Genomic DNA, 8,948 nt, shown 5'->3' with positions numbered 1-8,948 from the left:
CGCACCACATTCGGAGAGTTCGTAATGGAGCTCGGTACACCCGAGCGGCCTTTGTGTTGGGGGGGGCCCGGTGCGGCGGGGTCCCCCCCCCCCCCCCCCCCACCCGGCCGTTCGGCTCCGCTCCTACGATGGTTCTCGTACGATGGTAGGGACACCCGGAATCGTGGAACCGCGGCAACGCCCAGCGAGTGGAGTACGGACATGACGGAACGTGACGCGGCCCGTGTCCTCGCCCACCCCGAGGCCGCCGAGATCCGGCTCGAAGGGGTCCTGCACGCCCTCTCCGACCCCGTCCGGCTCTCCATCGTCCGCGACCTCGCGGCCACGGACGCCGAGTTGGTCTGCTCGCACTTCGAGCTCCCGGTCACCAAGTCCACGACCACGCACCACTTCCGGGTCCTGCGCGAGAGCGGTGTCGTGCGCCAGTCCTACCGCGGCACGGCCAAGCTGAACGGACTGCGCCGCGCCGAGCTGGCGGAGCTGTTCCCCGGGCTGATCGACGGCGTCCTCGCCGCCGCCGCCGCCGAGGAGACGCGCGACCGGGGCTGACGGCCAGGGCTCACGGCCAGGGTCGACTACCGGGGCTGACTACCGGGACTGAGGCAGGGATCAGTCCGTGCCGCCCGCCGCGGCCAGCAGGCCCGCCCAGTCGGGGATCTTGACGGAGCGCCGGCCCAGGGACCGCCCGAGCTCCGCCTCGGCCGTCTCGATGGCGAGCCACCCCGGCCACCGGACCGGTCGCAGCCCGGCCTGGAGCAGGGCCTCCAGCGGGTCCCGCTCGCGGTCGCGCCGGGCCAGCGCCCCCGCGTCCTGGAGCAGGGAGGAGGCCGTCTCCTTCGCGCAGGGCCGGTTGGTGCCGATGACCCCGGTCGGGCCGCGCTTGATCCAGCCCGCCACGTACTCGCCGACCGAGGCCCGGCCCTCCCTCAGTACCCGGCCCGCCGCGTGCGGGACCGTACCGCGCCGCTCGTCGAAGGGCAGCCCCTCCAGTGGGACGCCCTGGTACCCCACCGAGCGCAGGACCAGCTGCGCCGGGACGTCCTCGTGGACCCCCGTGCCGGTGACCCCGCCCAGGCCGTCGGGGGCCGTCCGCTCGAACCGCATCCCGGTGACCCGGCCGTCCGGGCCGCCGAGCACCTCCACCGGGCGCAGGAAGAACCGCAGTGCGATCCGCCGGTCCCCGCCGCCCGCCGGGGCGGCCGCCCAGCCGCGCAGCACCTCCACGTTGCGCCGGTTCACCGCGGGCAGGGCCGCGCCCGGGTCCGCGTACGCCGGGTCGAGGGCCAGCTCCGCGGGGTCGGCCAGTGCGTCCACGCCCGGCAGCGTGCCCAGTTCGCGCAGTTCCTTGGTGGTGAACTTGCCCTGCGAGGGCCCGCGCCGGGCCACCATGTGGACCGCGCGCACCGCACTGTCGCCGAGCGCGCCCAGAGCCGGCTGCGGCATGTCGGTGGGGGCCAGCTCCGGTACCCCCCGGGCCAGGATCCGCGTCACGTCGACCGCCACGTTCCCGGCGCCGACCACGATCGCCGAATCCACCCCGGGCAGCCCGAAGGCCTCGGCCGCGGCGTCCGGATGGCCGCTGTACCAGGCCACGAAGGCCGTGGCGGAGTGCACCCCGGCGAGGTCCTCGCCGGGGATGCCGAGCATCCGGTCCCGGGCCGCGCCGATGCAGTACACCACCGCGTGGTACAGCTCCAGGAGCCGGGCGGTGGGCAGGGCGTCCCCGCCGACCTCGACGTTCCCGAGGAAGCGGATCCGCTCGTCCTCCAGCACGGTGCGCAGGCTGCCCTGCAGGGACTTGATCTTCTCGTGGTCGGGGGCCACCCCGTAGCGCACGAGCCCGTACGGAGCGGGCAGCCGGTCGAGCACGTCGACGCGGATCCCCGGCACCTCACGCTGCTGTACGAGTGTCTGTGCGGCGTAGACCCCGCTGGGGCCCGATCCGACGACGGCGATACGAAGCACGGCGGAGCTCCTCACGCAGGTGTTCCCAGCATGACACCGGGCGTCCGGGCCGTCAGCCCATCGCACGCATCCGGTGGACCTCGGCGCTCTGGGTGGCCGCCACCTCGTTGGCCATCTCCTCCACGGCGGCGTTGTTGCCCGCGGCCAGGACCTCGCCCGCCATCTTCAGGGCACCCTCGTGGTGGGCGGTCATCAGAGCGAGGAAGAGCCGGTCGAAGTCCGCGCCCCTGGCCGCGGCCAGCTCCGCCAGCTGCTGCTCGGTGGCCATGCCGGGCATCGCCGCGTGGTCGTGGCCCCCCTGGTCGGCGGTGGGCGCCGGGTACCGGGCCCCCCATCCCTCCATCGCGCCGATCTCGGGCTTCTGAGCGGCCGCGATCCGCTCCGCGAGCCGCTTGACCCCGTCGGCGGAGGCCCGGTCCGGGGCGAGCGCGCTCATGGTCAGTGCCTGACCGTGGTGTTCGATCATGTTCCGCACGTACGCTCGGTCCGCCGCGTTGGGGGTGTCGTCGGGCAGCTCCTTCGCCGCCTGTTCGGGGGAGATGGTGCGCGCCTGCTCGCCGGGTTTGCCCGGGGCGATCACCATCGGCCTGCCGTCGGCCGCCGCGCCGTCCGTCCCGCCGCCGTCCGTGCAGCCGGTGAGGGGGAGCAGGAGCCCGACGGCCAGGGCCGATCCGACGATTCGCCCGAGTGAGACTTTCGCCATGTCCATGCAAAGGACCATACTGCCGGGGTCCGCGTTCCGTTCCCACCACGGGCGGAACCGATCGGACTCATGGGAGGGCACGGTGACCTTGATGCACACCAGCAGACGGCGCAGATCCCTGGGAGTGGCCGCAGCCGCGGCCGGACTCCTCACCACGTTACTGGCGGCCGGACCCGCGGCCGCCACTCCCGACCCGGGGGACCTGCTCCCGGGTGCGGGTGCGCCGCAGAGCGCCGCCACCGCGGCCGGCGCGGGCCGGGAGCTGTCGCCCGGTGAGATACCCGGCCAGGACGAGATCGTCCACAGCCGGAACATCAAACCCCTGGCCAACATCCCGAGCACCGACCCGACTCAGATCAACTCCGACATGGCGTTCCAGGGCAAGTACGCCTACGCGGGCAACTACAACGGCTTCGTGATCTACGACATCGGCAACCCCAGGGCGCCGAAGAAGGTCACCGAAGTACTGTGCCCCGGCGGGCAGAACGACATCTCGGTCGACGGTGACCTGCTCTTCCTGTCCACCGACTCCTCGCGCAGCGACGACTCCTGCAACAGCGTCTCGCAGCCCGCCACGGAGAAGTCCTCGTGGGAGGGCATCAAGATCTTCGACATCAAGGACAAGAAGAACCCCAAGTACATCAAGTCCGTCGAGACCCCGTGCGGCTCCCACACCCACACGCTGGTGCCGGGCGGCCGGGACGCCTACCTCTACGTCTCCTCCTACAACCCGAACGACGCGTTCCCCGACTGCAAGCCGCCGCACGACGGCATCTCGGTGGTGAAGGTTCCCAAGAAGAATCCGACGCAGGCCGCGATGGTGGGCTTCCCGATTCTCTTCCCGGACGGCGGCAACCCGGGCGGGCCCACCAACCCGGGCGTCTCCAAGACCACGGGCTGCCACGACATCACCGTGCTGCCCTCCAAGAACCTCGCCGCGGGCGCCTGCATGGGCGACGGCATCCTCTTCGACATCAGCAAGCCCGAGGAACCGCGCGTCATCGACCGGGTCCAGGACAACGTGAACTTCGCGTTCTGGCACTCGGCCACCTTCAACGAGCGTGCCAACAAGGTGGTGTTCACCGACGAGCTGGGCGGCGGTGGCGGCGCCACCTGCAACGAGGCCACCGGTCCCACCCGGGGAGCCGACGGCATCTACGAGATCACCGGCCGCGGTGACCAGCGCAAGCTCGTCTTCAAGAGCTACTTCAAGATCCCGCGCATGCAGGCGGACACCGAGAACTGCGTGGCCCACAACGGCTCGCTGATCCCGGTCGGCGGCGGCCGCGACATCATGGTCCAGGCCTGGTACCAGGGCGGCATCTCCGTCTGGGAGTTCACCGATTCCACCAGCCCGAAGGAGATCGCCTACTTCGAGCGGGGCCCGCTGACCACCGACAAGCTCGGCCTCGGCGGCTCCTGGTCCGCGTACTACTACAACGGGCACATCTACTCGAACGACATAGCCAAGGGCCTCGACGTGCTGCGGCTCGACGACTGGCGCACCGACAGCGCCAAGTGGGTGTGGCTGGACCGGCTCAACGTGCAGACCCAGCCCGTGTACCACTAACGGGGCGAGGGAAACGTTCCGCCGGGCGGTCCACCGTCCGGCGGAACACCCGACTCCCAGTCCAGCCCGTACCGCTGGAACAACTCGGCCCGCAGCCGGGTCGCCGGCATCGGCGCGCCCGGCAGCAGCACCGCCACCACCGCGCCCATCAACAGCGCCCGCAGCAGCGGGTAGTCGGTGTCCGCGTCCGCCGACCCGTACCGTACGACGGTGTCCCGCAGCAGCTCCGCGAGCCGCTGCTGCTCGGCGCACTGGACGAACCCCTCCGCCTGCAGGATCCCCGCCATGTGCGTCCGCATCAGCCGGGGTTGGTCCCGGGCCAGGCCGAGGATCGCGTCGATGGCCCGGGCCAGGCGCTCCCGGCCGTCCCGCGTACGGGGCTCGCGCTCCAGCGCCGCTTCCAGGGTGAGGTGCATCAGCCGGTGCACGGCGGACTGCAGGAGCTGACGCTTGCCCGGGAAGTAGTAGGACACCAGACCGCGGGCGGCTCCGGCCCGGTCGGCGATGTCGCCGAGGGTGGTGGCCTCGTAGCCGCGCTCCGCGACGAGTTCGACCGTGGCCTGCAGCAGCCGCTCCCGGGAACGCCGACGCAATTCTTCATTGACCGATGCGCTGCGCGGGGACATGCTTGCTCCTGCGTTGACTGGCTCGCAGCCAGTATACTCAGCGCACCGGACCGTCTGCTCGGGGCGACACGGGGGATCGCCCCGAGCAGACACCGTCAGAGGCCGAGACCGCGACCGTGAACGCCACGAGTACCGCGCCCAGCAGCCAGCCCGCCAGGACGTCCGAGAACCAGTGGACGCCGAGGTAGATCCGGGTGAAGCCGACCCCGAGGACCGAGACCGCGGCCAGGGACAGCACCAGGGCCGGGACGGGCCGCGTGAAGGGGTGCGCGGCCGGGGCCGTTGCCGGTCCCGTGGACCGGCGTGCGACCAGCCACACCAGCAGACCGCAGACCGCCATCGCCGTCAGGGCGTGCCCCGACGGATAGGCGGCGTAGTCCGCGGTGACGACCGGATCCGGCCAAACAGGCCTCTCCCGCCCCACCAGGACCTTCAGCCCCTGACTGACCGCCGAGGCGGCGAGGGTGGCCAACGCGATCCGCACCGCGCACCGGACCTCGCCCCGCCACCACAGCCACAGGCAGGCCGCGCCCGCCAGGACCCGCATGGTCCACGGGTCCCAGACCCAGTCGCTGAGCACCCGCACCAGCCGGGTGACCCCGGGCCGGGCGACCGCGTAGGAGTGCAGCCCCTGTGCGACCCGGCCGTCGAAGGACAGGAGCGGACCCCAGCGGACGGCCACCAGGACCGTCAGCAAAGCCGCCGCGACGAGCAGGGCGCACACCAGTGGGGTCCGCAACCGTACGTACTCGCTCCGCATCCGCCGATCCTCGCACCCGGCGACGCCGATGCTCCGCAAGGGCGGAGCCCCGCGATCCGGCGGGAGGCCCTCAGGCGAGCGCGCCCAGCCCCGGTCCGAACGCCACCAGCAGCGGAACCGCCGGAGCCAGTGCCGCCAGGGCCGTCAGCCGCAGCCGGCGTACGGCCGACAGGCGGGGCGCGGCCGAGAGCAGCCGCCGGACCCGCTCGGGGACGTGCGCGTCCGGCGCGGGCGACGGGCCGAAGACCCCGCGGTCCTCGTTCAGGCCGATCAGGGCCAGGGCGGTGGTCAGGCGCCCGTACCGTCGCGAGGCCACGTCGTCGGCGGCCAGCTCCACCAGCCGGTGCATCTGCGCCTCGAACGCGGCGAAGACCGGGACCTGCGGGAACCCCCCGGACAGGGCCCGCGAGCAGTGCAGCAGCCAGTCGTGCCGGGCCGTCGCGTGCCCCTGCTCGTGGGCCAGTACGGCGTCCAGCTGACTCCCCTTGAGCCGGCCCAATGCCGCCGTCGTGACCACCAGCCGCGGGGCCGGACCCGGGAGCCACCAGCTGTCGGGCCGCTGCCCCTCCAGGACCACGAGCCGTGCCCCGGAAGCTTCCTCCCCGGGCAACAGGGGTGCACGCAGCAGCAGTTCGGCGCCCCGCGTGCGGCGCCGGGTGCGGGCCCGCAGGATCTCCCGGGCCAGCATCGCGCCGGTCCACAGCCCGCCGCCCGCCAGTGCGAGGGCGGTGCCCGCGGCCCAGAGCCCGCCCGTGGCGTCCAGCGCGTAGGCGTCGACCACGCCGTGCGGAGCCGGGGCGAACAGCCCGCCCCGTACGGCCTGCCAGGCGGCGGCCGCGCTCAGCAGCATCGACAGCGCGAGGCACAGGAGTACGGCGCCCACCACGCACTGCCACGTCCACAGGGCCACCACGGGTTCGCGTTCGGGCCATCGGGCCCGGGCCAGCAGGCGGGGCGCGAGCACCGCGGTCAGGGCGCCGAGCAGCAGGAGAACGGCGGGGACCATCATGGCCCCAGCCTAGGAGTGCGCGACTACCTGCGGGTATGGTCCGGGCCAAGGGTGACGGAGGACACGTTTGCCGAGCCGTCCGCGGCCTCACATCGTGAGCAGCATCGCCAACATCCCCATTCCCATGGCCAGTCGGCAGGCACGGATCACTTCCGCCGGGCCGGCGGGGGCCGCCCCGGGGCCGCCCGGGCGCCGCGCGCCCCCGACCGTGACCAGCCGGGCGCCGCCCAGCACCACGTACCCGGCGTAGTAGACGAGCAGCAGGCCGGTGAGCAGGGGCAGCCCGGCGCCCTGCCCGTGGGCGTGGCCGGAGGGGCCCGCGCCGGTGCCCGCGGCCAGCGCCATGTAGACCATGGTCAGTGAGCCCACCAGATGGTGCGCGTGGTGCGGTCCGCCGCGCAGCAGCCACAGCGCGTGGAGTGCCGCCCCGCAGAAGACCACGCCCAGCACGGGCGCCTGCCAGTCGCCGCCCAGCCGGAGCGGCACCGCCATCAGGGCCATGCCGAACCCCATCGCCGCCTCCCCGGCCGCCGGTCCGCCGCCGGCTCTGCCCGCGCGCCGCAGACAGTACGCACCGCTCACCGCGCAGAGCAGGACGAGCAGCCAGGCGGAGACGGAGGTGGAGAGGGACGTGGCGGGACCGTGCACGGCGGAACCTCCCGGTTCGTCGGCTTCACCGGAAGAGATGCCCCCTTCACACGGCCATCACGCCGGGCGAGGTTAGGCTCTCTGGGACCACCGAAGAAGCACGTCGAACGACCTCGCGCAGAACGGAGCCCTCGATGCCGAGCGCCGCCCCCCAGGCCTTGACCTACCGCAGTGCCGTGGAGGCGGACATCCCGGAGCTCGTGGAGCTCGTGGAATCGGCGTACCGGGGGGATTCGAGCCGCGGGGGCTGGACCACCGAGGCGGACTTCCTGGACGGGCAGCGGACCGACGCCGAGGACGTGGCCCGGATCGTCGGGCACCCGGAGGGCATGCTCCTCGTCGTGGAGCGCGCCGGCGAGATCGTCTCCTGCTGCCACCTCGAACACCGGGGCGACCACGTCTACTTCGGCATGTTCGCGGTCCGTCCCGGACAGCAGGGCGGCGGACTGGGCAAGGCGGTCATGGCGGAGGCCGAGCGCCGCGCCCGCGAGCAGTGGGCGGCCAAGGAGATGCGGATGACCGTGATCAACGTACGGGAGGAGCTCATCGCCTTCTACGTGCGCCGTGGCTACGAGCGCACCGGTGAGATGAGCCCCTTCCCCTACGGGGACGAGCGGTTCGGCGTCCCGCTCCGCGACGACCTGGCCTTCGAACTGCTGGTCAAGCCGCTGTAGTCGCGGGGGCTGAGTGCGGGCGGCGTGCGGGCGGTGCCCCACGGGCCGCCCGTGGGGCCGTCCGCCGGCCCGCCGTGCGCGGTCCTCAGGCGGTGAAGCGGCCCGTGGAGCGGATCTCCGGGAAGTCGGTGAGCACGCCGTCGAGTTCGAGGGCCCGGGCCAGCCGCAGCCGCTCCAGCGTGTTGACCGTCCACCCGGTCACGCGCAGTCCGGCCTCGTGCGCCGACTCCACGGTGTGCAGGGTGAGGTGGCCGATGTTGAGGGCCACCGTCTCCGCGCCCGCCAGGGCGGCCCGGGCGACGACCTCCCCGGCGTCGGCCGGGGTCTGGTTCGCGTAGAGCACGGTCCGTACACCCGGCACCAGGCGGGCCGCCTCCACGAGCACCTCGTCGCGGAAGGAGGCCACTTCGACCCGGCCGGTCAGATCGCGGCTCAGCAGCAGTTCCGCGAAGGTCCCGACGGCGGCGAGGTCGTGGACCTGGATGCGCAGCGGGGCGCGGACCGCGCCGAGGACCTCGTCCAGGACCGGCACGTGCTCGCCGTCTCCGGCGTCCAGTTCGCGCAGTTCGGCGAGGGTCAGGTCGGCAACGGCGCCCGAACCGTCGGTGGTCCGGTCCACCTCGGCGTCGTGCACGACGACGAGGGCGCCGTCCTTGCTGAGCCGCACGTCCAGCGCGACGACGTCCATGCCGGAACGTTCCGCGCGGACGAACGACCGCAAAGTGTTCTCCGGTTCGACACCCATGACCCCGCGGTGCCCGATGGTGAGGAAAGTCAAGGTTCTCATCCTTCCGTCGACGGCGGCTCCCCGCGCGGTCGCGGTGTCCCGACCGGCCGCGCGCGATGTGAGGACGCATGCTAGTGCGCCCCGCATGCGATGAAACCGCCTTTGCGGGGCCCCGGCAATGCCGTCCGGCCGGTCCCCGGCGGGGGGAGGGGGGGGGGGGGGAGAGAGAGAAAGAAAAACAGCGGCACCGAAAGGGAGGGGGGTGT

At 72.9% G+C, this 8,948-nt stretch carries 10 protein-coding genes; 3 read left to right on the top strand and 7 right to left on the bottom strand.

Annotated features, from left to right (window positions below):
* The first annotated feature begins 201 nt into the window (after positions 1-201).
* Positions 202-549, top strand: a complete 348-nt coding sequence (locus ACFWBW_RS38825; RefSeq protein WP_385383609.1) for an ArsR/SmtB family transcription factor — start codon at positions 202-204, stop codon at positions 547-549.
* A 60-nt stretch (positions 550-609) separates the two neighbouring features.
* Here ACFWBW_RS38825 and ACFWBW_RS38820 read toward each other — a convergent pair whose 3' ends face one another.
* A complete protein-coding gene (locus ACFWBW_RS38820) occupies positions 610-1,965 on the bottom strand; it encodes an FAD-dependent oxidoreductase (RefSeq protein ID WP_385383606.1) in 1,356 nt (451 codons plus the stop codon).
* Positions 1,966-2,017: 52 nt separating this feature from the next.
* On the bottom strand, positions 2,018-2,674 hold the full coding sequence (locus ACFWBW_RS38815) for a DUF305 domain-containing protein (protein WP_385383604.1): 657 nt from the start codon (positions 2,672-2,674) through the stop codon (positions 2,018-2,020).
* Positions 2,675-2,759: 85 nt separating this feature from the next.
* On the opposite strand from ACFWBW_RS38815, the gene ACFWBW_RS38810 reads away from it, so the two are divergent.
* Positions 2,760-4,238 carry an LVIVD repeat-containing protein gene (locus ACFWBW_RS38810; RefSeq protein ID WP_385383602.1) on the top strand — a complete coding sequence of 493 codons (1,479 nt, stop codon included), beginning with the start codon at positions 2,760-2,762 and terminating at the stop codon, positions 4,236-4,238.
* Here ACFWBW_RS38810 and ACFWBW_RS38805 read toward each other — a convergent pair.
* The 4 genes from ACFWBW_RS38805 to ACFWBW_RS38790 all read right to left on the bottom strand — a co-directional run bounded on the left by ACFWBW_RS38805 (position 4,235) and on the right by ACFWBW_RS38790 (position 7,281).
* Positions 4,235-4,864, bottom strand: a complete 630-nt coding sequence (locus ACFWBW_RS38805) for a TetR/AcrR family transcriptional regulator (protein ID WP_385383599.1) — start codon at positions 4,862-4,864, stop codon at positions 4,235-4,237. The two genes, ACFWBW_RS38810 and ACFWBW_RS38805, sit on opposite strands and share 4 nt — an antisense overlap.
* 37 nt (positions 4,865-4,901) lie before the next feature.
* Positions 4,902-5,624: a phosphatase PAP2 family protein gene (locus ACFWBW_RS38800; RefSeq protein ID WP_385383596.1), complete on the bottom strand. Its 723-nt coding sequence runs from the start codon at positions 5,622-5,624 to the stop codon at positions 4,902-4,904.
* 70 nt (positions 5,625-5,694) lie between these two features.
* Positions 5,695-6,633 carry a M56 family metallopeptidase gene (locus ACFWBW_RS38795; protein WP_385383594.1) on the bottom strand — a complete coding sequence of 313 codons (939 nt, stop codon included), beginning with the start codon at positions 6,631-6,633 and terminating at the stop codon, positions 5,695-5,697.
* Between the two features lie 87 nt (positions 6,634-6,720).
* Entirely contained in the window at positions 6,721-7,281 is a 561-nt protein-coding gene (locus ACFWBW_RS38790) for a DUF5134 domain-containing protein (protein WP_385383591.1), read from the bottom strand.
* A 134-nt stretch (positions 7,282-7,415) separates the two neighbouring features.
* Here ACFWBW_RS38790 and ACFWBW_RS38785 point away from each other — a divergent pair, with 134 nt between their 5' ends.
* Complete coding sequence (locus tag ACFWBW_RS38785) at positions 7,416-7,955, top strand: GNAT family N-acetyltransferase (RefSeq protein WP_385383588.1); 540 nt, start codon at positions 7,416-7,418, stop codon at positions 7,953-7,955.
* 85 nt (positions 7,956-8,040) lie between these two features.
* Here the strand turns inward: ACFWBW_RS38785 and ACFWBW_RS38780 are convergent, their stop codons facing one another.
* Complete coding sequence (locus ACFWBW_RS38780) at positions 8,041-8,733, bottom strand: glycerophosphodiester phosphodiesterase (RefSeq protein ID WP_385383585.1); 693 nt, start codon at positions 8,731-8,733, stop codon at positions 8,041-8,043.
* Between the last annotated feature and the right edge of the window lie 215 nt (positions 8,734-8,948).

Origin of the sequence: Streptomyces sp. NPDC059957, assembly GCF_042730015.1 — a bacterium.
Lineage (GTDB): Bacteria > Actinomycetota > Actinomycetes > Streptomycetales > Streptomycetaceae > Streptomyces.
The sequence above is the reverse complement of the archived record's forward strand: the minus strand, read 5'-3'. Positions and strand labels throughout refer to the sequence as shown.

Bases quoted from the DNA above. Each gene is read 5' to 3' on its own strand.
- ACFWBW_RS38825 (WP_385383609.1), top strand. From the start codon at position 202: ATGACGGAACGTGACGCGGCCCGTGTCCTCGCCCACCCCGAGGCCGCC.
- ACFWBW_RS38815 (WP_385383604.1), bottom strand. From the start codon at position 2,674: ATGGACATGGCGAAAGTCTCACTCGGGCGAATCGTCGGATCGGCCCTG.
- ACFWBW_RS38810 (WP_385383602.1), top strand. From the start codon at position 2,760: ATGCACACCAGCAGACGGCGCAGATCCCTGGGAGTGGCCGCAGCCGCG.
- ACFWBW_RS38805 (WP_385383599.1), bottom strand. From the start codon at position 4,864: ATGTCCCCGCGCAGCGCATCGGTCAATGAAGAATTGCGTCGGCGTTCC.
- ACFWBW_RS38800 (WP_385383596.1), bottom strand. From the start codon at position 5,624: ATGCGGAGCGAGTACGTACGGTTGCGGACCCCACTGGTGTGCGCCCTG.
- ACFWBW_RS38795 (WP_385383594.1), bottom strand. From the start codon at position 6,633: ATGATGGTCCCCGCCGTTCTCCTGCTGCTCGGCGCCCTGACCGCGGTG.
- ACFWBW_RS38785 (WP_385383588.1), top strand. From the start codon at position 7,416: ATGCCGAGCGCCGCCCCCCAGGCCTTGACCTACCGCAGTGCCGTGGAG.